Here is a 21,389-nt window from a genome sequence, read left to right on the forward strand (position 1 = left end):
GGCGTGCTCATCACCGAAGGCGCGCGCGGCGAGGGCGGGTATCTCACCAACTCCGAAGGCGAGCGCTTCATGGAGCGCTATGCGCCTTCCGCGAAGGACCTCGCCAGCCGCGACGTCGTGTCGCGCTCGATGGCGCTCGAAATCCGCGAAGGGCGGGGCGTTGGCCCTCACAAGGACCACATCTACCTGCACCTCGACCACATCGATGCGGGCGTGCTGGCCGAGCGGCTTCCGGGCATTACCGAGAGCGGCAAAATCTTTGCGGGCGTCGACCTGACGCGCCAGCCGCTGCCGGTCGTGCCGACGGTGCACTACAACATGGGCGGCATCCCCTGTAACTATCACGGCGAAGTGGTGACCATCGGCGCAGACGGCAATCCGGAAACGGTAATCCCCGGCCTCTTCGCAGTTGGCGAGGCGGCCTGCGTTTCGGTCCACGGCGCAAACCGTCTTGGCTCCAACTCGCTGATCGATCTCGTCGTCTTCGGCCGCGCCACGGGCCTGCGGCTCAAGGAGATCATCAAGCCGGGCTCGTCGCACAAGGCCTTGCCCAAGGACAGCGCCGACCTTGCGCTTACCCGGCTCGATACCTTCCGCCACGCCAATGGCGGTTCGCCCACTGCGCAAGTGCGGATCGAGATGCAGCGCACGATGTCGGCTCATGCGGCGGTGTTCCGCACCGATGAGCTGATGGACGAGGGCAAGGTCAAGCTCGCTGCGACCTACGAGCGGATGCAGGACATCAAGGTTTCTGACCGCTCGCTGATCTGGAATTCGGACCTCATCGAAACGCTCGAGCTCGACAACCTGATCTCGCAGGCGGCCGTGACGATGCATTCGGCCTCGAACCGCAAGGAAAGCCGCGGCGCGCATGCGCACGAGGATTACCCCGAGCGTAACGATGCCGAGTGGATGAAGCACACCGCCAGCTGGTTCGATGGCTGGGGCGGCAAGGGCGGCACGGTGAAACTCGATTACCGCCCGGTGCACGAATACACGCTGACCGACGATGTTGCGTACATCAAGCCGAAGAAGCGCGTATACTGATCATGCCCGCCCTGTTTGCGATGGGGCGCGGGACATGGCTTCTGATGGCCGGGCTTGCCCTTGTGGCAGGTCCGGCCATTGCCGTTTCTCCGCCGCAAGCGGGTGCCTTGCCCGATCCGCTTGAGGCGGGCTGGAAGGGCCAGCATGTCTGCGTCGTGCTCAAGGAAAACGAGCGCCTGCGCACCCTGCGCTGCACGTTCCCGCCGGGCTGGGGGCATGAACGGCACCATCATGCGCCGCATTGGGGCTATATCCTCCAGGGCTCGACCATGCGTATCACAACGGCGAGCGGCACCGTGGTGCGCGAGCTCAAGGCCGGCGACAGCTGGTGGAGTGACGGGATCGACTGGCACGAGGGCCTCAATATCGGGAAGACCACCGGGGTTTATCTGATCGTCGAGCCCAAGCCCTGACGGGAGATCGCCCGCTGTTCGTCCGGTTCCTGTCTGCCGTTTGACGAAGCGCGGCAGACGCGGGCGGCAGGGCTGGGCATACCGGGGGCATCAGACATCGAACCCCGAGAGGATCTGCCCGATGCATCTTCGCAAATGGACCCTGATCGCATCAGGCACCGCGCTGCTCGCGCTCGGCGGCGTGGCTGCGGCGCAGTCGTCGATGAACAGCGGCATGAGCCCGCCGTCACCGCCCGCGCCCCCGTCACCACCTGCACCCCCTGCGCCGCCGGCTCCTGCCGAAGCACCGACTCCGCCCGAAGCGCCTTATGTGGATCGCGCCGAAATCGACCGCGAAGTCGCCGAAGGCATGGCCGAAGCACGCGCCAGCATGGCAGAAGCCCGCGCCAGCATTGCCGAAGCGAGGAAGGAGATTGCCGAAGCGCGCAGGGAAGTCCTGCGCGAAAAGGACATGCCCGCAGGCGCCCGCGCCCAAGCGCTCGCCGCGCTCGACAAGGCCGAACGCGACGTGGCTAACGCTCTTTCCAGCGCGCGCGACTGATCTTCAGCGGCGGCGGCGGGCTTTTGCGCGCTTGGCGGGCTTGGCCTTTGGCTCGGGCGCAGGCGCGGCGGTTCCCGTCGCCTCTGCTGCCTGGAGCGCAGCGAGTTGCGCTGCGGTTGCCGCGCGCGCCGGATAACGGCAGCCGCGCGCCTGGCCATAGCCCTTCAGGAAGGCCCGGCGGCTTGCCCCGGCATAAAGCGCCACCTGCCACAACCGCTCGCGCGAGGCGGCACCCGTAACTTCGCGCAAGACCCCGCCGAACGGGATGAAGCTGCTGATCACCGATTTCGCCACCTGACCCACGGCATTGCCGCGCTTTTCGCCGCGCGTCTTGTCGGTGACGACATCGATATCGGGTCCGAGCACGGCGTCGAGCCGCCCGACTTCGGCTGCGATCGCGCGGCAGGTGCGCATGCCGGAAACGCCGTAGGTGTCCTCGCGCGCCGCGATCAGGATGGGCGGAATCTCTTCCTTCCTGAGGTTGAGGTTTTCGAGCGGCGACGCCGCGACATCGCCGGCGGTGACGTTCGACGGTGCGACCACCGTTTGCGCGGAGGCCGTGTTGGCCGCCGCTCCGAACAGGAGGGCGATGGCTAGATGGCTGTATTTCATGATTGGTCCCCGCTTCGCCATCACAATGGCTGAGGCCTTATTGTGTTCCCTGCGCTGACCCTGTGCTGAACGTATCGCAGGCATCCTCGTTGCCGGTTTCCAGCCCCTTGCGCAGCCACGCCATGCGCTGGGCGCTGCTGCCGTGGGTAAAGGCCGATTCCACCGGGGAGCGCCCGGCCGAGGCCATCAAGGTATCGTCGCCGATCTGGTGCGCAGCGCGCAGGCCTTCCTCGATATCGCCGGGCTCGATCTTGTCCTTGTTGCGCGCGGCCCAGACGCCTGCATAGCAATCAGCTTGCAGTTCGAGTTTTACGGACAAGCGGTTTGCCATCGGCGGATTGCGGCGCTGCGCCTCGGTCACCTGCTCCGAGGTGCCGACAAGGTTCTGCACATGGTGGCCATATTCGTGCGCCATGACATAGGCCCGCGCGAAATCGCCGCCCGCGCCAAGCTGCTTGTCCATCTCGGTGTAGAAATCGGTATCGATGTAGATGCCCTGGTCCGCCGGGCAATAAAACGGCCCCATCGCGCTTTGCGCCTCGCCGCAGCCCGATTGCCCTTCGCGCGAATAGAACACCAGCTTGGGCGCCTTGAAATCGATCCCTGCCTTGGCGAACAACGGGCTCCACGTCTTGTTGAGCGAGGCGAGGGCATTGCAACTCTCGCGGCTGAAGGCGTTGACCGTGCAGCTTTCGGCAAGGCTTCCGGGCTTGCCGGGCAGGGCCTGCGGGGGCGCAGACCCTTGCATGTTCTGCAAGGTGCCCAGCGTCTGCAGCGGATTGATCCCGAACACCAGCGCGCCCACCAGCGCGATGATCAGACTGCCGCAGCCGATCTTGCCACCCGGTCCGCCAAATCCGCCGCCACCGCCGCGCTGGTCCTCGACCTCGATCGAATTGTCGAAATCATCGAGCCGCATTGTCTGGTCTCCTGTTCCCTGCAAGGGATTGCCCACAACCTTGCCCGGCCTGCAAGAGGGTAGCGCCAGATTGCCCTCGCGGCAGAGGGAACTTGCGCAGGTCCGCCGCTTTTGCCAGCAAGGTGACCACGTTAGGCCGTTCGGGGATAGCGATGAGTCGTTGTGGGTGAACCGCTTGCCATGATCCCCTCTACCCTCACCGATTTCCGGCTTCGGCAGCGCAGGCGTTTGGCGGGGATTTGCCTTGCGGCGCTCTCGATCCTGCCCCTCATGGCCAGCGCTGCGGCACCCACCAAGCGCCAACTCCAGCAGATCGAGGCGCAGCTGCGCCAGCATGTCACCACTCTGTCCAGTGACGAATTTGGCGGCCGTGAACCGGGTACACCCGGTGAAACGCTGACCCTGCGCTACCTTGCCCGCCAATGGTTCGATATCGGGCTGGAATCGGGCACGAACGATCCCGGCAATGCCTGGTTCGCCCCGGTCGAACTGGTCGAGCGCGTGCCGCAGGGTTCGCGCGCGCAGTTCATGCGGGGCAAGCGGCGGGTTGCGGTTGCCGAGGGCGGCTACTTCGTTGTGACCTCCGGCCTGCGCAGCCTGATCGAGAACGCCCCGCTCGTCTATGTCGGCAAGACCACCGGCGGGGATGGCGCCCGGACCGAACTGGCGGGGCGCGTGGCGGTGATCCTTGATAGCGAAGCCCCGCCGCCCGAACCTGCAAAGCCCGGCCCCGGCGGCGCGGCGGCACGTCCGGTGGACCGCGCGGGCAAGCTGCTGGAGAGCGGCGCGGCGGCGGTGCTCACCGTGCTCGATGGCGAACGCACGCTTGAAGACGTGATGGCCCTCCGCCGCCGGGCCGGTTATGCGCTGTCCGGCGAACGCCTTGGCGGCGATATCGAAGTGTTTCTTTCGGCCGACACCGCGAGCCAGGTCCTCGCTGCATCCGGCGCGCCGGATCTTGCCGCGCTTCATGCCGCCGGTGCCGCGCCGGGCTTCAGCGCGAGGCCGCTTGGCATCACCGGATCGTTCGAGGCCACCAGCCGCGAAACGCGGATCAAGACGCACAACCTGATCGGCAAGCTGGAAGGCCGCCGCCCGGGCTCAGGCGCGATCGTATTGATGGCGCACTGGGACCACTTCGGCAAATGCGCGGCGCCGCCGGCCGAAAGGCTGATCTGTCCCGGTGCGGTGGACAATGCCTCCGGCCTTGCGGTCATCACCGAAGTCGCGCGCCAGCTTTCCGGCGGCAAGCCGCTGGACCGCGACGTATACCTTGTCGCAACCACCGGCGAAGAGCTTGGCCTGCTTGGCGCGCAGGCCTTTGCCGAGAATCCGCCGCTGCCGCTTGGCAACGTCGTCGCGGCGTTCAACGTCGACAGCACCGGGCTGGTTCCGGCCGGGCTGCCGGTCAGCGTGGTGGGGCAGGGCATGAGCCCGCTTGATCCGGGCATCGCCAAAGTGCTCAAGACGATGAAGCGCAAGCTTGCGTCAGGAGACGCGGCCAATGCGTTTGCGCGGCGGCAGGACAGCTGGGCGCTGATGCAGCACGATGTCCCCTCGGTCATGGTCAGCACCAGCTATTCGGACCCGGTGCGGCTCGAGGCCTTCATGGACAATATCTATCATCGCCCCGCCGATGATGCCTCGCGCGTCATCTATGGCGGGATGGTCGACGATGTGCTGATCCAGACCGAGCTGGTGCGCTTTTTCGCCGATGCAAAGGCGTGGCCGGGTGTTGGGCCAGGCACTGGACCGGCCCCAAGTGCAAAGTAGGCCCCCGGGGCTAGCCTAACCCGCCCTGCTTGATTACATGGGCCGCCACGATTCTCCCCTAACGGCAAGTGGCGCACCCCATGGATATCCCTCTCGGCCTTACCTTCGACGACGTCCTCCTGCGCCCCGGCGCATCGGACCTGGTGCCGACGCAGGCCGATACCCGCACGCGCCTGACCAGCTCGATCACGCTCAACATCCCGGTGATTTCCGCCGCGATGGACACGGTGACGGAAGCCGACATGGCGATCGTCATGGCGCAGCTTGGCGGCATCGGTGTGCTTCACCGCAACCTTACGGTCGAGCAGCAGGCCGCCGCCGTCCGTGCGGTCAAGCGCTTCGAAAGCGGTATGGTGGTCAACCCCATCACCGTAACCCCCGATGCCACGCTGGGTGATGCACAGGCGATCATGCGCGCCAACAAGATCAGCGGCATTCCGGTGGTGGAGGCGAGCGGCAAGCTCGTCGGCATTCTCACCAACCGCGATGTGCGCTTTGCCGACAATCCCCTGCAGCCGGTGCACGAACTGATGACGCGCGAGAACCTCGCCACGGTCAAGCTCGGCACCTCGGGCGATGAAGCGCGCCGCCTGCTGCATCAGCGCCGGATCGAGAAGCTGCTGGTGGTCGACGATGCCTTCCGCTGCATCGGGCTGATCACCGTCAAGGACATCGAGAAGGCGGTCACTTATCCCGACGCGACCAAGGATGCGAGCGGCCGCCTGCGCGTGGCAGCGGCCACCACCGTCGGCGAAAAGGGCCTCGAGCGCACCCGCGCGCTGGTCGAGGCCGAATGCGATGTGATCATCATCGATACCGCGCACGGCCATAACCGCGACGTTGCCCGCGCGGTCGAGGCGGTGAAGGCCATGTCGAACACCGTGCAGGTAATCGCCGGCAACGTTGCCACCGCTGAAGCGACACGTGCGCTGATCGATGCGGGTGCAGACGGCGTGAAGATCGGCATCGGGCCGGGCTCGATCTGCACCACACGCATTGTCGCCGGTGTCGGCGTGCCGCAGCTCACCGCCGTGCTCGAATGCGCTGCCGAAGCTGCGAAATCAGGTGTGCCGGTGATCGCCGATGGCGGCCTTCGCACTTCGGGTGATGCGGCCAAGGCCCTAGCGGCGGGCGCCAGCACGATCATGGTCGGCTCGATGCTGGCGGGTACCGAGGAAGCGCCCGGAGAGACGTTCCTCTATCAGGGCCGCGCCTATAAGTCGTACCGCGGCATGGGCTCGGTCGGCGCGATGGCGCGCGGTTCGGCGGATCGGTACTTCCAGCAGGACATCAAGGATTCTATGAAGCTGGTGCCCGAAGGCATCGAAGGCCAGGTGCCCTACAAGGGCCCTGCCAAGGATGTTGTCCACCAGCTCGTCGGCGGCATCAAGGCGGCGATGGGCTACACCGGCAGCCCGACGCTAGAGGATCTGCGCACCAATGCGCAGTTCGTGCGCATCACCAATGCGGGCCTGCGCGAAAGCCATGTCCACGATGTGGCGATCACGCGTGAGGCGCCGAACTATCCCTCGCGCTGACCTGCTGCTGAAGGCTCAGCCATGACCCCCGCAGCGCGGGTGCAATCGGCGATCGAAGTGCTCGATGCGGTGATCGCCTCGGTGCGGCGCGAAGGCGCCTCGGCCGAGCGTGTCGCTGCCGAATGGCTCAAGACGCGCCGCTTCATCGGCTCGAAGGACCGCCGCGCGATCCGCGATCTGGCGTGGAACGCGATCCGCCTGTGCGGCGAAGTGCCCGAGACCGGCCGCGCCGCCATGCTCGCGCTCGCCAAGGACGATCCGGTGCTAGCTGCGCTGTTTGATGGCTCGCGCTATGGCCCCGCGTCCATCATATCCGGCGAGCCTGTCGCGGCAAGCGGGCTGGCCCCGGCGTGGCTGGAGGCACGGCTCCTGGCCTCGGGCATCCCGCCTGAGCAAGGCGCTGCCCTGCTGGGCCGCGCGCCGCTCGATCTGCGCGCCAACCGGCTCAAGACCACGCGTGACCGGCTGATGGCAGCGCTGCCAATTCCGGCGACCACGACACAGGCGCCCGACGCGCTGCGACTACCCGGCGGCACCCCGGTCGAGACCTGGCCGGCCTTCGCCGAAGGGCTGTTCGAGGTGCAGGACACCGGCAGTCAGCTGACCTGCAGCGCGCTTGAGGTTTGTCCGGGTGAGACCGTCGTGGATCTTTGCGCCGGGGCAGGGGGCAAGACCCTTGCACTCGCCGCCGCCATGCAGGGCGAAGGCCACCTCATCGCTTGCGATATCGACCGCACCCGCCTTTCGCGCCTGGGGCCGCGCGCCCACCGGGCCGGTGCGCAGGTGGAGACGCGCCTCCTCGATCCGGGCAAGGAGGCGGCGGCGCTGGCTGAGTGGCAGGGCCGGGCCGATGCAGTGATGGTCGATGCGCCCTGTTCGGGCACCGGCACCTGGCGGCGCGGCCCCGAAGCGCGCTGGCGGCTCACCTCGCAGAGCCTTGTCCGCTATGCCCGGGTGCAAGCCGAAGTGCTGCAGATTGGCGCCGAACTGGTGCGGCCTGGCGGCCGGCTGACCTACGTCGTCTGTTCGCTGCTCGATGCCGAAGGGCCGGATGTAGTCGCCGCGTTCCTTGGCCGTAATGCCGGGTGGCGTGCAGCCGAGCAGCAAGTGGGTGCGGGAACCCCGCGCGGCGCTGGCCTGAGGCTTACCCCTTGGGACGATTCGACGGACGGGTTTTTCTTCGCAACACTCCACCGGCTATGATAGGCAACAGGATCATGGACGCCGGGGGACCACGCGCGCCGCATGGCCGGCTCTGGGAGTTGTTGATGCGCTACATGCCTTTGGGGGTTGCCTTGTCCCTTCTCGTGCTGGTTACGGGAAGCGCCGGAACGGCCGGTGTCTCGCTGCCGACAGACCCCCGCGCAAAGGCCCTCGTCGAAACCGGACGTGACCTTCTCGGGCGCGGCGATATCGAAGCCGCCACCGATAGCTTCGAAGCCGCCCTCGCAGTCGATCCGGGCAATCCGACCACCTTCCTCGCCCTCGGTGACGCTGCACGTGCGGCCGGCATGCAGGGCAAGGCGATCCACTACTACCGCGAAGCGCTGGAGCGCGATCCCAACAACCTCGCCGCGCTGTCCGGCGAAGGCGGCGCGATGGCCGAGAAGGGCGCGCTCGACAAGGCCAAGGGCAATCTCGCGCGGCTCGAGGGCCTGTGCGGCCGGACCTGCCCCGAAGCGCAGAATCTCGCCAATGTCATCGCCAAGGGCCCGATCGCGCGGGTGGTCTCTGCCGATGCAGTGAAGCCCGATCCGACCGTCGAGGACAACTGAGGCGCGGCTTAGATCAGCGCGCGGAATTCCTCGACGACCTGCCTGTAGACCCGCTTCTTGAACGGGACGATGAGGTCGGGCAGCTGCTCGGGCTCGACCCAGCGCCAGGCGAGGAATTCCGGGTGCTTGTGCGCATCGAGCCGGATCTGCTCGTCCGTACCGTTGAAGCGCAGCAGTAGCCAGTATTGGCGCTGGCCCCGGTAGCGCCCGCCCCATAGCTTGCCGATCAGGTGGTCCGGCAAGTCGTAGAGATACTCTTCGCGGCTCTCGGCAAGGATCGTGACGAGGTCGGCGGTGACGCCGGTCTCTTCCTCCAGTTCGCGCAAGGCTGCGGGATGGAGTTCCTCACCCTCGTCGATCCCGCCTTGCGGCATCTGCCAGGCGTCCCCTTCCTTGCTGTCGATACGCTGGCCGACGAAGACTCGGCCTTCGGCATTGACCAGCATCACCCCGACGCAGGGGCGGTAGGGGAGCCCGGCAGGATCCTTGCTCATCAGGCCCGGCCCAGCAGCAAGCGGACAGCGGCAAAGATGCGCTGCATGTCGCCATTGGCACTGGGGTACGCCTTGCGCAGCTGGGCAAAGGCGTGGGTCGTGCCCTTCATCTCGAGAAACACCACTTCGGCGCCTGCGCGGATCAGCTCTGCACCATAGACGCGGCCGCTGTCGCGGATCGGATCGAGGCTGGCGGTGACGAGCACTGTCGGCGGGGTATCGGCATGGTTGCCATAGATCGGATAGGCGCGCGGGTTGCCCAGTTCCGCCTTATAGGCGTCCGAAAACCATGCCATCGTCTCGGCAGTCAGCACGAAGCCGTCCGCGAACTGCTGGAACGAGGCGTGGTCGGGCTTGTCGTCGCTGAGCGGATAGATCGGCACCTGCAGCACCACCGGCACCGCTGCCGGGCTTTCAGCGAGCGCCTGCGTGATAACGATGGTGAGGTTACCGCCAGCCGAATCGCCCATGGGGATGAGGCCGGTAATGGTGCGGCCGAGCGCTTCGGGGCTTGTCGCGACCCAGCGCGATGCGGCTTCGCAATCGTCCGGCGCGGCGGGGAAGGGGTGCTCGGGCGCAAGTCGATAATGCACCGCGATCACCGGCAGATCGAGCTCCGCCGCGATTTCGGTGCAGAGCGAGTGGTGGCTATCGAGATCGCCGATCACGAAGCCGCCGCCGTGGAAGAACATGACCGCAGGGCCTGGTTCGCGTGTTTCGCGCGCATCATAGAAGCGCAGCGGTATCTCGCCCGCAGGTCCGGGGCAGGTGAGGTCCTTGATCACCGCCAACTCGCGCGGTTCGGCTTCCGCCAGCAGGCCCATCTGCACATAGCTCGCCCGCGCGCCTTCCGGGCCCATCTGCGACATGGTGGGGCCGGGGACCGAGGCCATGAAATCGAGGAAGCCCTTCACATCGGGCCGGACATACGGGCTGCTGGCAGTGTCTGACATCGGATTCCTCTTCCTCGTGGCGGTCTTGTTCGCTTGAGTCGGCAAGGCTGCCAACTGACAAGACTGTTATTTGCGAGCTTGACGGGCGGGGGCAACCGGATTCATGAACGAGTGCAAGATTTGCGGTGCATCAGTTTTTCTTCTTTGCGCACCGTTAGATGAGGGCATAGGCGCCCCAAGGCGAAGCAAGGTGCGCAAGAGGACGCGGCAGGCCTGAGACCGGCCGGCGCGGATAGCAGAGGATCATATGGCGACAGTTCTTGAGAGCGAACCCGAAGGCCACACCGGCGGGAGCGAGCGTTCCGCCGCGCCCGATGCGGTGGTGGTGCGTTTTGCGGGTGACTCGGGTGACGGCATGCAGCTCACCGGCGGGCAGTTCACGCTCTCGACCGCGCTTGCCGGCAACGATCTGGCGACCTTTCCCGATTTCCCTGCCGAAATCCGCGCGCCGCAGGGCACGCTGTTCGGCGTCTCGGCGTTCCAGATCAACTTCGGCTCGACCGAGATCGATACCGCGGGGGATGCGCCCGACGTGCTCGTCGCGATGAATCCCGCCGCGCTCAAGACCAACGTCGGCGCGCTCAAGGTCGGCGGCCTGATCATTGCCGACTCTGGCGAGTTCAACAAGCGCAACCTCGAAAAGGCCAAGTACGATGTCAGCCCGCTCGAGGATGGCAGCCTCGAAAAGTGGCAGGTCCTCGCGTTCGATATCTCCGCGCTGACGCTGGAAGCCGTGAAGCCCTTCGGTCTCGGCAACAAGGAAGCGCTGCGCTGCAAGAACATGTGGACGCTGGGCCTTGCGCTGTGGATGTTCGACCGTGACCGGCAGCCGCTGATCGATTGGCTCAAGGGCAAGTTCGCCAAGGCGCCGGTGCTCGCGGATGCCAATATCGCGGCGCTCAACGCCGGCCATGCTTATGGCGAAACGGCGGAGCTGTCCGGTCCGCTCAAGCAGTACCACCTCGCCCCTGCCGCCAGCGAGCCGGGCCTCTACCGCACGGTGACGGGTGCCGAGGCGATCAGCTACGGCCTTGTGGCCGGTGCGCAGCTTGCAGGGTTGGAGCTGTTCTTCGGCGGCTATCCGATCACCCCGGCCTCGGCGATCCTGCACAACCTCGCGCGGCTCAAGGAGTTCGGCGTCACTACGTTCCAGGCCGAGGATGAGATCGCCGCGATCGCCGCCGCAATCGGCGCCTCCTATGGTGGGCACCTTGGCGTGACCTCGTCCTCCGGCCCCGGCATCGCCTTGAAGGGTGAGGCGATGGGGCTTGCGATCATGACCGAGTTGCCGCTTGTCATCGTCAATTCGCAGCGCGGCGGGCCTTCGACTGGCCTGCCGACCAAGACCGAACAATCGGACCTCTATCAGGCGGTCTATGGCCGCAACGGTGACGCGCCGATGCCGGTGGTCGCCGCGCGCAGCCCCTCCGATGCCTTCGAATGCGCGATCGAGGCCTGCCGCCTTGCGGTACAATACATGACCCCGGTCATGCTGCTGACGGACGGCTATATCGCCAACGCTGCCGAGCCGTGGAAGGTGCCCGATCCCGCGGAGTTCGAGCCATTCCCGGTCTCGTTCCTCGAAGAACCCAACGGCCCCGATGGCGCGGTGCTGCCCTATGCGCGCGACGCGAAGGGCGCGCGGCCGTGGATCAAGCCCGGCACGCCCGGCCTCATGCACCGCATCGGCGGGATCGAGAAGAACCCCGGCACCGGCAACATCGACTATTCGCCCGCCAGCCACCAGACAATGACCGACGCGCGCAAGGGCAAGATCGACGGCATTGCCGCAGGTATCCCGGCGCAGGACATCACTATCGGCGAAGCCGGCGGCAAGCTGGCGCTGGTCGGTTGGGGCTCTACATACGGCCCGATCCATCAGGCCGTGCGCCGCGCCCGCCGCAAGGGCCTCGATGTGAGCCACATCCACGTGCGCCACGTCTGGCCGCTGCCGGAAAACCTTGGCGAATTGTTGAAGAGCTACGAGATGGTGCTGGTGCCCGAAATGAACACCGGCCAGTTCAAGACCGTGCTGCGCGACCAGTTCCTGATCGACGCCAAGCCGCTGAACAAGACGAGCGGGCAGCCGTTCACCATTGCCGAAATCGAAGCGGCGATTGCCGCGGCGCTGGCCTGAGGGAAGCGAAGCCATGAACGAGATGACCAAGATCGCCGTCCAGACCACTCTGAAGGACTGGGAAACCGATCAGGAAGTCCGCTGGTGCCCGGGCTGCGGCGACTATGCGATCCTAAAGGCGGTGCAGCGCACGCTGCCGGAAATCGGTGCCGATCCGGCCAAGACCGTGTTTGTCTCGGGCATCGGCTGCTCGAGCCGGTTCCCCTACTACGTCGAAAGCTATGGCTTCCACACGATCCACGGCCGCGCCCCGGCCTTCGCAACCGGCCTCAAGCTCGCCAATCCCGAGCTCGATGTGTGGCTGGTGACGGGTGACGGCGACGGCATGTCGATCGGCGGCAACCACACGATGCACGTGCTGCGCCGCAATCTGAACACGCAAATCCTGCTGTTCAACAACGAGATCTACGGGCTCACCAAGGGCCAGTATTCGCCCACCAGCCGCATGGGCACAGTCTCGCCCACCACACCGCTGGGTTCGGTGGACCGTCCGGCCAGCCCCTGTGCCTTCGCGCTGGGTGCAGGCGGGCGCTTCATTGCGCGGGCCTACGACGTCAGCAAGGAACTGCCTGCGGTGCTCAAGGCGGCGCATGCCCATCAGGGCGCGGCGTTCGTCGAAATCTTCCAGAACTGCATCGTTTACAACAAGGACGTCTTCGCCGATTTCACCGAGAAGGCCGGTGCCGCCACGGGCCAGCTCTGGCTGAAACACGGTGAGCCGATGCTGTTTAACAAGGGCACCAAAGGCATCGCGCTCGATACCGATACCTTGTCGCTCAAAGTCGTCGATGTGGTGGACGGTGATTGGGAGACCGCTGGCGTGCGCGTTCACGACGTGAAGAACCGCGCCATGGCGCATCTCCTTGTCGAAATGCCGTTCGGCCCGTTCCCGATGGCGCTCGGCGTGATCTACGACGATCCGCGCCCGACTTTCGAGGCGGCCGTCATCGAGGAACGCGCCCGCGCATCGGCCGGCAAGACCGCCAACCTCGCCGCCCTCCTCAGCAAGGGCCAGACCTGGACGGTCTCCGCCGATCAGGCCTGAGAAGGTAGCCGCCGCTGGACAACATAACGCACAGCCTCGTCGGGTGGGCGCTGGCTGAAACCGGCCTGAAGCGCCGCACCCGGTTCGGCACGGCGGCGCTGGTCCTCGCGGCGAATCTGCCCGATATCGACGTCCTGTTCGGGTGGGTGCCGTGGGAGCCGCTCGCGACGCACCGCGGCTTCACGCATGGGCTGCTCGGCGGCGTGCTTGTCCTGCCGCCGCTGCTGGCCTTGTCGCTCTGGGTCTGGGGCAAGCGCCTACCCGCGCCCGCAGATGCGCCGCCACTGCACTTTGGCTGGCTGCTCGTGCTGACTTGGATCGCCTCGCTCACGCATCCGTTGCTCGATCTGCAGAACATCTATGCTGTGCAACTGCTCTCGCCCTTCAGCGAGCGCTGGTTTCACACTGATGGCCTGTTCATCATCTCGCCGTGGTTGCTGGGCCTGCTGGGCCTTGGCGTCTGGGCCGCCCGGCGTAAGGGTTCGGGAAAGCCGGCCATGGCCGCGCTGGCCGCCAGCGCTGCATTCATCGCGCTCAACATCGGCATCTCGGCGCTGGCGTGGGACGCTCCCAAGGCCAATGCGCCCTATGCCAATCCGGACCGCGTGTTCGCCTCGCCCGAACCGCTGGCCTTCTGGCGCCGCGATGTGGTTTGGCGTGAGGGCGGGGCGATTACCTTCGGCACTTTTGATCCGCTTCAAGGCGGGGCTGGGCTGACGGAATTTGGCAGGACGGTGCCGGACAATATGGCGGATCCGCGCGCCATAAGGGCAGCGCAGGTGACCGCACAGGCGCGCAAGTTCCTCGCATGGTCGCAAATGCCCATGGCCAGAATCGAGACCGAGAGGCGCTGCACAAGGATCAGCTTTGGCGATGCCCGCTTCACCGGCCCGGCACTCAGCCGCAACTTCCGCGCTGTCGTCGATCCCTGCGGGGGCGATTGATCGCGTGCCCCAAGGTGCAGGTGCCCCCCGGAGCCCTGCAAGGTGCAGAGCGCGCTGATGACAACACCCTCCATCGTTTGGCTCCGCCGCGATCTGCGCCTTGCCGATCAGGCCGCCTTTGCCGCCGCCGCTGCTGCCGGGCCGGTGATTCCGGTCTATGTGCTAGATGACGAGATGCCCAAGCACCGCCGCATGGGCGCTGCTTCACGCTGGTGGCTGCATCACAGCCTGGCCAGTCTCGACGCCGACCTCCGGGCCAAGGGCTCACGGCTGATCCTGCGGCGCGGACGCTGCGAGGAAGTGCTGGCAGATCTCGCGCGCGAAACGGGGGCGAAGACCGTCCATTGCCTGCGCCACTACGAACCGTGGTGGCGCAATGCCGAGCGCGCGGTGGGCGAAGTTCTCCACCTGCAGCGCCATGACGGCAACTATCTTGCCCCGCCGGGTTCGGTCACCTCGGGCAGCGGCCAACCCTACAAGATATACACGCCGTTCTGGCGCGCACTCGAAGCCCGCATGCCGCCGATAGCGCCGAGCCCCGCGCCGAGCCATATCCCCGCACCGGAAGTGTGGCCCGCCTCCGACAACCTCGCCGATTGGCACCTTCTGCCGACGACACCGGATTGGACCGGCGGCATGCGCGCCGAGTGGACACCGGGCGAAGCAGGGGCCGCCGCGCGGCTCGAGGCCTTCCTGCCTCGCGCCCGTGCTTATGCCGAGCGCCGCAACCTGCCGTCCGTTCCCGGCACCTCGCGCCTTTCGCCGCACCTGCATTTCGGCGAGATATCGCCTGCAATGATCTGGCACGCGGCGATGGATCGAGGCGGCTCGGTCGGCACCTTCCTCGGCGAACTGGGCTGGCGCGATTATGCGCAGAATGTCATTTTCCAGCTGCCTGACTATGCCGGCAAGCCCGCGCGCGAGCCTTTCGCCAGCTTCCCGTGGCGCGAGGATGCTGCAGGCCTCAAGGCGTGGCAGCAGGGCAGAACCGGCTACCCCATCGTCGATGCCGGGATGCGCGAGCTTTGGGCGACGGGCTGGATGCACAACCGCGTGCGGATGATCGCGGCGAGCTTCCTGATCAAGCACCTCCTCATCGACTGGCGCGAGGGTGAACGCTGGTTCTGGGATACGCTCGTCGATGCCGACTACGGCTCGAACGCGGTCAACTGGCAGTGGAGCGCGGGGACGGGCGTCGATTCCAACATGTTCGTGAGGATCATGGCACCGCTCACCCAGAGCCCCAAGTTCGATGCGGCCGCCTATATTCGCCAGTGGGTGCCCGAACTCGCGCATCTCGGCGACAGCGCGATCCACGATCCCGAGGTCCGCCCGCGCGCCTATCCGCCGCGCATCGTCGGCCATGCTGAAGCCCGCGCGCGGGCGCTGGCGGCCTATGCCGAATGGAACGATCGCAGCTGAGCTTGGGACAAGTGACGTCATCCACCACCATTCCGCCGCCCATGAATGCACAAATGCCCGGGCTGGGCGGGCATCTCATTGCGGGCGGCAGGTCCCTTTCCGGCACGGGCCGAGCCTTCACGCGCCTGTGCGCGCCGGACCGTTTCGCTTGGCCGCATCCTTGAACGGATCGTCGAGCGTTTCGTGCGTCTCTGGTGCTTTTACCTCATGTAGGGCGGGACCGGCTTTGCGGGGGCGGCATCACAGTCAGCCAGTTGACCCTCCTCAAGCGAACTTGAGGTTCGTTGAAAAGTATTAAGAAAAGTTTTACCATCTGGTGTCAGACGACCGGCCGATAGACCCCGTCTCCGCGGTAGCGCAGGATAATGTTGTCGTAGACAATCGGGCTCAGAAGGTGGGCAAAGGCGCAGCCGACCTGCCCGCGCAGCCACCAGACGACCTCGGCCTGTTGGGATTCCAGCCCGGGCAGTGTGAGCCAGCAGGTCGTTCCGACATGCATGCGGTTGAGCGCGGTGGCGGAGAAACCGCCCAGCGACAGATCGTGCACCACGGTATGAAAGCTTTTCGAGCCTGAAGCGCGCAGGCTCGCGGGAATGTTGACCTTGTTGCGCGCCGCGCAGCGGTCTTCCTGAGTCGCGTGGAAATAGGCTTCGTTTGCGTAAGGATCCCAGTCCATGTGCATGGCGATTATCCTGAGCCGAGTCGCGCTTCCCCTGCGGGAAGTCGTGAGCAGACTATCGCCAGACGCGCTTAACCGTTTGTTAGGACTTGTGGTTCCCTGGGCTGGTTAACCGAAACGCGGCTCGGGCTGGCAAACGATTCACCAACAAGCTGGGTGATGAAATCGCCGACCACTTCGGGTGCTTTCACGCTCGCCGGATCTTCGCCCGGATAGGCCTTGGCGCGCATCCCAGTGCGGGTCGCGCCCGGATCGAGGATCGCGACGCGGATCGCCGAAAGGTTGCGCACTTCCTGCGCATAGGCATCGAGCAGGTTCTCGAACGCGGCCTTGGTCGCGCCATAAGCGCCCCAATAGGCGCGCGGGGCGGAGCCGACGCTGGAGGTCACGCCGATCACGCGCGCGTCGGGGCTTTTCTTGAGCATGGGATCGAAGCCCGCGATCAGCGACTGGGTCGCCAGCACATTGAGCGTCATCGCGCGGCTGAGGTCCTTGGGCTCGATCTGCCATACCGGGGTCAGCGTAGGCAGCACCGCCGCGTTGATCACCAGAATGTCGAGCGCCTCCCAGCGCCGGCCGATCGCGGCGGCGAGGCGGGCGATGCCGTCAGGCTCGGCAAGATCGACGGGCGCGATCGTGGCGTTGCCGCCCATCTCGTAGATCGCCTGCTCGGTCGCCTCGAGGTCCTTGCCCGCACGCGCGGTGAGGATCACATGCGCGCCCGCTGCAGCCAGCGCCTTGGCGGTGGCTGCACCGATGCCCCGGCTTGCGCCGGTCACCAGCGCGAGCTGGCCTGAGAGCGGTCCGGTCACGCTCATGCCACCTTGCCCACCGGCAGCGGCAACTGGTCGGCTCCGTCACGGCCGACAAGATCGGTCAGGCGCGTGGGATATTCCCCGCTAAAGCAAGCGTCGCAATACTGCGGGCATGTCTTGTTGCGCGAGGCTTCGCCGACAGCGCGGTAGAGCCCGTCAATCGAAACAAAGGCGAGGCTATCGGCGTGGATGAACTTCGCCATGGCTTCCACGTCCATGCGTGCGGCCAGCAACTTGGAACGCTCGGGCGTATCGACGCCGTAGAAGCACGAATGCTCGGTCGGCGGGCTCGCCACGCGGAAATGGACTTCGCTGGCGCCGGCATCGCGCATCATCTGCACGATCTTCATCGAGGTGGTGCCGCGTACGATCGAATCGTCGATCAGCACGATGCGCTTGCCCGCGACCAGCGCGCGGTTGGCATTGTGCTTGCGCTTCACATCGGCATGGCGCGCGCCGTCCGATGGCTGGATGAACGTGCGGCCGACATAGTGCGAGCGGATGATGCCAAGCTCGAAGGGAATGCCCGACTGGTTGGCAAAGCCGAGCGCGGCAGGAACGCCGCTATCCGGAACCGGGATCACGAGATCGGCATCGACCGCCGATTCCCGCGCGAGCTCCGCGCCGATCGCCTTGCGCACTTCATAGACCGAGCGGCCGCCCATCAGCGAATCCGGGCGGCTGAAATAGACGTGTTCGAAAATGCAAGGGCGGGGGCTGGGATGGCCGAACGGGCGGTGGCAGCGGATTGCGCCGTCGTGATCCACCTGGATCATCTCGCCCGGCTCGACCTCGCGCACGAAATCGGCGCCGATCACGTCGAGAGCGACTGTCTCGCTCGCGAAGACCACTGCATCGCCCAGCTTGCCCATGACGAGCGGACGGATGCCGAGCGGATCACGGCAGGCGATCATGCCTTCGTTGGTGAGGCAGATCAGCGAATAGGCGCCTTCGACCAGCCGCAAGGCGTCGATAAAGCGGTCGAGCAGCGTCGGATAGCGGCTCGTCGCGACGAGGTGGATGATCACTTCGGTATCCGAAGTCGACTGGAAGATCGCGCCCTTGGCGACAAGATCGCGCTTCAGCGTCATCGCGTTCGAGATGTTGCCGTTGTGCGCGATGGCAAAGCCGCCGGTGGCCAGATCGGCGAACAGTGGCTGCACATTGCGCAGGCCCGAACCGCCCGTCGTCGAATAACGCACATGGCCCGCGGCCATGTTGCCGGGCAGTTCGGCGATGGCCTGTCCGCTCGAAAAATTCTGCGCGACGTGCCCAAGGCCGCGGCGGGAGTAGAATTCCTGCCCGTCGAAGCTGGTGATGCCGACAGCTTCCTGCCCGCGATGCTGCAGGGCATGAAGCCCGAGCGCCGCGATGGCTGCTGCGTCACGCGCGCCCAGAACGCCGAAAATCCCGCATTCCTCGCGGAGTTTGTCGCCGTTCTCGTCGTAAAAAGGATGGGCCGCGCCGCAAAGGGGATCGGTGTGGTTCATGGGCGTTCCGGATTCTGCGCTGCGGCGCCCGTACCGACGCCTTCAGCGCGCCATGTGGCGAGCTTTGGGGCGTAACGCAAGTGTCTCCAAACCGCAGCACCGCCTCGTGGACACGGTTGCCACGCCCCGCGCTTGCGCCTAGATGGCGGCACACATGCTGAAGCGAGCCTGCACTTGATCCTCTCGCCCTTCGAATGGACGATCGCCAAGCGCTACATGCTGCCGGGCCGGGGCGAAGCTTTCATCGCTATGGTGGCCGGCATCAGCCTCGTTGCGGTCATGCTTGGCGTTGCCGCGCTGGTTATTGTGATGAGCGTGATGAACGGCTTCCGCGCCGAACTCCTCGACAAGATCGTCGGCCTCAACGGGCATGCGATCATCCAGGCCTATGGCGGGCGGCTCGATGACTGGCAGGATATCCTGAAGCGGGTCGAGGCAACGCCGGGGGTCACCCGCGCGAGCCCGCTGATCGAGCAGCCGCTGCTGGCCACCTTCAACGGGCGGGTCGAGGCGATTCTGGTGCGCGGCAATACCGCCGCCGATCTCAAGCGGCTTGCCGCCAAGCGCGTGGTCGGCAATTTCGCCGAACTCCGTGCCAGTTCGACCAATGTCGCCATTGGCTCACGCCTTGCCGAAAGTCTTGGCGCGCAGATCGGCGATACGATCACGATCATCAATCCGCAGGGCCGCTCCACCCCCTTCGGCACCGTGCCGCGCCAGATCGGCTACCGCGTCGCCGCGATCTTCGAGATCGGCGTCTACGATTATGACAACGCCTATGTCGTGATGCCGATTGCGGATGCGCAGACCCTGCTGCTGACGGGCGATACCATCGGCATGATCGAGGTGACCACGACCAACGCCGATACCGCCGCGCAGACGCTCGCGCCCATCAAGCAGGCGCTGGCGGGCCGCGCGCAAGTGACCGACTGGAAGACGATCAACGCCAGCCTGTTCGAGGCGCTGGCGGTCGAGCGGGTGGCGATGTTCGTGGTGCTTTCGATCATCGTGCTGGTGGCGGTGTTCAACATCCTCTCCTCGCTGATCATGCTGGTGCGCGCCAAGACGCGCGATATCGCGATCCTGAGGACCATGGGGGCGACGCGGAGAAGCCTGCTCAAGGTCTTCGTCACCATCGGCTTTATCATCGGCGCGCTGGGGACTGCGGTGGGCCTCGGCCTTGGTCTCGTGTTTCTCTATTTCCGCCAGAGCGTGGTCAACGGTGTGCAGTATCTCACCGGCCAGCCGCTGTGGGACCCGCAGATCCGCTTCCTCACCGAGTTGCCCAGCCGCAGCGATCCGGTCGAGATCACGGTGATCTGCGTGATGGCGCTCGTCCTCAGCTTCCTCGCCACGCTCTATCCCGCGCTCACGGCGGCGAGCACCGATCCCGTGCAGGTGCTGCGCTATGAGTGAGCCATTCGTGCGCCTTGCCAATCTGCGTCGCAGCTTCAGTCAGGGCGACGAGACCATCGAAGTCCTGCGGGGCATTGATCTGGCCATCCGCCCCGGTGAGATCGTCGCGCTGCTTGGTCCCTCGGGCTCGGGCAAATCAACCATGCTGCAGGCGGTTGGCCTGCTGGAGGGCGGGTTTACCGGGCAGATCGAGATCGCGGGTGTCGAAGCCAGCGCGCTTTCGGCGGATGCGCGCACCACGCTGCGCCGCGATCACCTTGGTTTCGTTTACCAGTTCCACCACCTGCTGCCCGATTTCAACGCGACCGAAAACGTCATTCTGCCGCAGCTGATCGCAGGCAAGAGCGCTGGTGAGGCGAAGGCGCGGGCGGAAGAGCTGCTCACCGCGCTCGGCCTCGGCCACCGCCTCACGCACCGGCCCAGCCAGCTTTCGGGCGGCGAGCAGCAGCGCGTCGCCGTCGCCCGCGCACTCGCCAACCGCCCCGGCCTCGTGCTGGCGGACGAGCCCACCGGCAATCTGGATGAGGCGACTGCCGACAAGGTGCTCGCCGAGTTCCTCAAGCTGGTGCGCGGTGAGGGCAGTTCCGCCCTCGTCGCCACGCACAACGAGCGGCTTGCGCTGCGAATGGACCGCGTGGTCCGCCTGCACGAGGGTTTGCTCGCGTAACGCTCTCCGCTTGATCCGCGCGCGGCCCCGTGCCAGCCTGCGATCAAAGCACATCAGGGGAGCCCGCAGCATGACCAGCCCGCAGACCATCGCCGATTTCACCGTCAAGGTTCCCGGCGGCAAGGACCTCAGCCTTGCCGACAAGGCTGGCAAGGTCCTCCTCGTCGTCAACACCGCCTCCAAATGCGGCTTCACCCCGCAATACGATGGTCTGGAAGCGCTCTGGCGCAAGTATGGCGAACGCGGCTTCGAAGTGCTGGCCTTCCCCTGCAACCAGTTCGGCGGGCAGGAGCCGGGCACGGCGGACGAGATCGAAAGCTTCTGCAAGGTCAATTTCGGCGTGAGCTTTCCGCTCATGGCCAAGATCGAAGTCAACGGCGACGCTGCCGATCCGCTCTACAACTGGCTCAAGGCCGAGGCGCCGGGCGTGCTTGGCACCAAGGGCATCAAGTGGAACTTCACCAAATTTCTGATCGGGCGGGATGGCAAGGTGGTGCGCCGCTATGCCCCCACGGATAAGCCGGAGAAGCTGGCGGCGGATATCGAGGCTTTGCTTTAAAACGGATGCCAGTGATGGATTCATAGATTTCATTGTTCAGAAATAGTTGCGGACAATTTTTCGCTATGTGGGTAATAATGTGAAGATTACTGAAGAGATAATTGCTCGAACGGGAGTTTTCATTCCGGTTCTACACGTATATTCATGCGC

General features: G+C 65.7%; 21 protein-coding genes. 14 read left to right on the forward strand and 7 right to left on the reverse strand.

Features of this window, described 5'->3' with window-relative positions:
- From Q0071_RS12945 to Q0071_RS12955, 3 genes are all read left to right on the forward strand, one after another.
- The coding region (locus Q0071_RS12945; protein WP_298169880.1) for an FAD-binding protein at positions 1 to 1,047 on the forward strand (1,047 nt) is incomplete at its 5' end.
- A gap of 2 nt (positions 1,048 to 1,049) precedes the next feature.
- Complete coding sequence (locus Q0071_RS12950; protein ID WP_298169883.1) at positions 1,050 to 1,460, forward strand: cupin domain-containing protein; 411 nt, start codon at positions 1,050 to 1,052, stop codon at positions 1,458 to 1,460.
- A gap of 121 nt (positions 1,461 to 1,581) precedes the next feature.
- Entirely contained in the window at positions 1,582 to 2,001 is a 420-nt protein-coding gene (locus Q0071_RS12955; RefSeq protein ID WP_298169885.1) for a hypothetical protein, read from the forward strand.
- A 3-nt stretch (positions 2,002 to 2,004) separates the two neighbouring features.
- Here the strand turns inward: Q0071_RS12955 and Q0071_RS12960 are convergent, their stop codons facing one another.
- Positions 2,005 to 2,613: a hypothetical protein gene (locus tag Q0071_RS12960; RefSeq protein ID WP_298169887.1), complete on the reverse strand. Its 609-nt coding sequence runs from the start codon at positions 2,611 to 2,613 to the stop codon at positions 2,005 to 2,007.
- 37 nt (positions 2,614 to 2,650) lie between these two features.
- Positions 2,651 to 3,532: a neutral zinc metallopeptidase gene (locus Q0071_RS12965; protein ID WP_298169890.1), complete on the reverse strand. Its 882-nt coding sequence runs from the start codon at positions 3,530 to 3,532 to the stop codon at positions 2,651 to 2,653.
- A 180-nt stretch (positions 3,533 to 3,712) separates the two neighbouring features.
- On the opposite strand from Q0071_RS12965, the gene Q0071_RS12970 reads away from it, so the two are divergent.
- The 4 genes from Q0071_RS12970 to Q0071_RS12985 all read left to right on the forward strand — a co-directional run bounded on the left by Q0071_RS12970 (position 3,713) and on the right by Q0071_RS12985 (position 8,618).
- Entirely contained in the window at positions 3,713 to 5,305 is a 1,593-nt protein-coding gene (locus tag Q0071_RS12970) for a M28 family peptidase (protein ID WP_298169893.1), read from the forward strand.
- An 80-nt stretch (positions 5,306 to 5,385) separates the two neighbouring features.
- A complete protein-coding gene (guaB, locus tag Q0071_RS12975) occupies positions 5,386 to 6,843 on the forward strand; it encodes an IMP dehydrogenase (protein ID WP_298169896.1) in 1,458 nt (485 codons plus the stop codon).
- A gap of 21 nt (positions 6,844 to 6,864) precedes the next feature.
- A complete protein-coding gene (locus Q0071_RS12980) occupies positions 6,865 to 8,046 on the forward strand; it encodes an RsmB/NOP family class I SAM-dependent RNA methyltransferase (protein WP_298169899.1) in 1,182 nt (393 codons plus the stop codon).
- A gap of 65 nt (positions 8,047 to 8,111) precedes the next feature.
- Positions 8,112 to 8,618: a tetratricopeptide repeat protein gene (locus Q0071_RS12985; RefSeq protein ID WP_298169902.1), complete on the forward strand. Its 507-nt coding sequence runs from the start codon at positions 8,112 to 8,114 to the stop codon at positions 8,616 to 8,618.
- Positions 8,619 to 8,626: 8 nt separating this feature from the next.
- Here the strand turns inward: Q0071_RS12985 and Q0071_RS12990 are convergent, their stop codons facing one another.
- Both Q0071_RS12990 and Q0071_RS12995 read right to left on the reverse strand, forming a co-directional pair.
- Positions 8,627 to 9,112, reverse strand: a complete 486-nt coding sequence (locus tag Q0071_RS12990; protein ID WP_298169905.1) for an RNA pyrophosphohydrolase — start codon at positions 9,110 to 9,112, stop codon at positions 8,627 to 8,629.
- The gene (locus tag Q0071_RS12995) at positions 9,112 to 10,065 is read right to left on the reverse strand and encodes an alpha/beta hydrolase (protein WP_298169908.1); all 954 of its coding nucleotides are present in this window, start codon (positions 10,063 to 10,065) and stop codon (positions 9,112 to 9,114) included. The genes Q0071_RS12990 and Q0071_RS12995 overlap by 1 nt, the downstream gene beginning before the upstream one ends.
- A gap of 247 nt (positions 10,066 to 10,312) precedes the next feature.
- Between Q0071_RS12995 and Q0071_RS13000 the strand changes: the two genes are divergently transcribed.
- The 4 genes from Q0071_RS13000 to Q0071_RS13015 are packed head-to-tail and all read left to right on the forward strand — an operon-like array spanning position 10,313 to position 15,613.
- The gene (locus tag Q0071_RS13000) at positions 10,313 to 12,202 is read left to right on the forward strand and encodes a 2-oxoacid:acceptor oxidoreductase subunit alpha (RefSeq protein ID WP_298169911.1); all 1,890 of its coding nucleotides are present in this window, start codon (positions 10,313 to 10,315) and stop codon (positions 12,200 to 12,202) included.
- A 13-nt stretch (positions 12,203 to 12,215) separates the two neighbouring features.
- Positions 12,216 to 13,247: a 2-oxoacid:ferredoxin oxidoreductase subunit beta gene (locus Q0071_RS13005; protein WP_298169914.1), complete on the forward strand. Its 1,032-nt coding sequence runs from the start codon at positions 12,216 to 12,218 to the stop codon at positions 13,245 to 13,247.
- 23 nt (positions 13,248 to 13,270) lie between these two features.
- Complete coding sequence (locus Q0071_RS13010; protein ID WP_298170209.1) at positions 13,271 to 14,191, forward strand: metal-dependent hydrolase; 921 nt, start codon at positions 13,271 to 13,273, stop codon at positions 14,189 to 14,191.
- 57 nt (positions 14,192 to 14,248) lie between these two features.
- Positions 14,249 to 15,613 (forward strand): deoxyribodipyrimidine photo-lyase, encoded by a 1,365-nt coding sequence (locus Q0071_RS13015; RefSeq protein ID WP_298169917.1) that lies wholly within the window; start codon positions 14,249 to 14,251, stop codon positions 15,611 to 15,613.
- 319 nt (positions 15,614 to 15,932) lie between these two features.
- Here Q0071_RS13015 and Q0071_RS13020 read toward each other — a convergent pair whose 3' ends face one another.
- The 3 genes from Q0071_RS13020 to purF form a co-directional block, all read right to left on the reverse strand.
- Positions 15,933 to 16,295: a PilZ domain-containing protein gene (locus Q0071_RS13020; RefSeq protein ID WP_298169920.1), complete on the reverse strand. Its 363-nt coding sequence runs from the start codon at positions 16,293 to 16,295 to the stop codon at positions 15,933 to 15,935.
- A 68-nt stretch (positions 16,296 to 16,363) separates the two neighbouring features.
- A complete protein-coding gene (locus Q0071_RS13025; RefSeq protein WP_298169923.1) occupies positions 16,364 to 17,110 on the reverse strand; it encodes an SDR family NAD(P)-dependent oxidoreductase in 747 nt (248 codons plus the stop codon).
- A complete protein-coding gene (purF, locus tag Q0071_RS13030) occupies positions 17,107 to 18,597 on the reverse strand; it encodes an amidophosphoribosyltransferase (protein WP_298169926.1) in 1,491 nt (496 codons plus the stop codon). The genes Q0071_RS13025 and purF overlap by 4 nt, the downstream gene beginning before the upstream one ends.
- A gap of 174 nt (positions 18,598 to 18,771) precedes the next feature.
- On the opposite strand from purF, the gene Q0071_RS13035 reads away from it, so the two are divergent.
- The 3 genes from Q0071_RS13035 (at position 18,772) to Q0071_RS13045 (ending at position 21,239) form a co-directional block, all read left to right on the forward strand.
- Positions 18,772 to 20,013, forward strand: a complete 1,242-nt coding sequence (locus Q0071_RS13035) for a lipoprotein-releasing ABC transporter permease subunit (RefSeq protein WP_298169929.1) — start codon at positions 18,772 to 18,774, stop codon at positions 20,011 to 20,013.
- Positions 20,006 to 20,680, forward strand: a complete 675-nt coding sequence (locus Q0071_RS13040; RefSeq protein ID WP_298169933.1) for an ABC transporter ATP-binding protein — start codon at positions 20,006 to 20,008, stop codon at positions 20,678 to 20,680. The genes Q0071_RS13035 and Q0071_RS13040 overlap by 8 nt, the downstream gene beginning before the upstream one ends.
- 70 nt (positions 20,681 to 20,750) lie before the next feature.
- Positions 20,751 to 21,239, forward strand: a complete 489-nt coding sequence (locus Q0071_RS13045) for a glutathione peroxidase (RefSeq protein WP_298169938.1) — start codon at positions 20,751 to 20,753, stop codon at positions 21,237 to 21,239.
- The last annotated feature ends 150 nt before the right edge of the window (positions 21,240 to 21,389 follow it).

The sequence above is a fragment of the Novosphingobium sp. genome (assembly GCF_027486195.1).
In the GTDB taxonomy this organism is placed as follows: domain Bacteria; phylum Pseudomonadota; class Alphaproteobacteria; order Sphingomonadales; family Sphingomonadaceae; genus Novosphingobium.

Bases quoted from the DNA above. Each gene is read 5' to 3' on its own strand.
- Q0071_RS12950 (WP_298169883.1), top strand. From the start codon at position 1,050: ATGCCCGCCCTGTTTGCGATGGGGCGCGGGACATGGCTTCTGATGGCC.
- Q0071_RS12955 (WP_298169885.1), top strand. From the start codon at position 1,582: ATGCATCTTCGCAAATGGACCCTGATCGCATCAGGCACCGCGCTGCTC.
- Q0071_RS12960 (WP_298169887.1), bottom strand. From the start codon at position 2,613: ATGAAATACAGCCATCTAGCCATCGCCCTCCTGTTCGGAGCGGCGGCC.
- Q0071_RS12965 (WP_298169890.1), bottom strand. From the start codon at position 3,532: ATGCGGCTCGATGATTTCGACAATTCGATCGAGGTCGAGGACCAGCGC.
- Q0071_RS12970 (WP_298169893.1), top strand. From the start codon at position 3,713: ATGATCCCCTCTACCCTCACCGATTTCCGGCTTCGGCAGCGCAGGCGT.
- guaB (WP_298169896.1), top strand. From the start codon at position 5,386: ATGGATATCCCTCTCGGCCTTACCTTCGACGACGTCCTCCTGCGCCCC.
- Q0071_RS12980 (WP_298169899.1), top strand. From the start codon at position 6,865: ATGACCCCCGCAGCGCGGGTGCAATCGGCGATCGAAGTGCTCGATGCG.
- Q0071_RS12985 (WP_298169902.1), top strand. From the start codon at position 8,112: ATGCGCTACATGCCTTTGGGGGTTGCCTTGTCCCTTCTCGTGCTGGTT.
- Q0071_RS12990 (WP_298169905.1), bottom strand. From the start codon at position 9,112: ATGAGCAAGGATCCTGCCGGGCTCCCCTACCGCCCCTGCGTCGGGGTG.
- Q0071_RS12995 (WP_298169908.1), bottom strand. From the start codon at position 10,065: ATGTCAGACACTGCCAGCAGCCCGTATGTCCGGCCCGATGTGAAGGGC.
- Q0071_RS13000 (WP_298169911.1), top strand. From the start codon at position 10,313: ATGGCGACAGTTCTTGAGAGCGAACCCGAAGGCCACACCGGCGGGAGC.
- Q0071_RS13005 (WP_298169914.1), top strand. From the start codon at position 12,216: ATGAACGAGATGACCAAGATCGCCGTCCAGACCACTCTGAAGGACTGG.
- Q0071_RS13015 (WP_298169917.1), top strand. From the start codon at position 14,249: ATGACAACACCCTCCATCGTTTGGCTCCGCCGCGATCTGCGCCTTGCC.
- Q0071_RS13020 (WP_298169920.1), bottom strand. From the start codon at position 16,295: ATGCACATGGACTGGGATCCTTACGCAAACGAAGCCTATTTCCACGCG.
- Q0071_RS13025 (WP_298169923.1), bottom strand. From the start codon at position 17,110: ATGAGCGTGACCGGACCGCTCTCAGGCCAGCTCGCGCTGGTGACCGGC.
- purF (WP_298169926.1), bottom strand. From the start codon at position 18,597: ATGAACCACACCGATCCCCTTTGCGGCGCGGCCCATCCTTTTTACGAC.
- Q0071_RS13040 (WP_298169933.1), top strand. From the start codon at position 20,006: ATGAGTGAGCCATTCGTGCGCCTTGCCAATCTGCGTCGCAGCTTCAGT.
- Q0071_RS13045 (WP_298169938.1), top strand. From the start codon at position 20,751: ATGACCAGCCCGCAGACCATCGCCGATTTCACCGTCAAGGTTCCCGGC.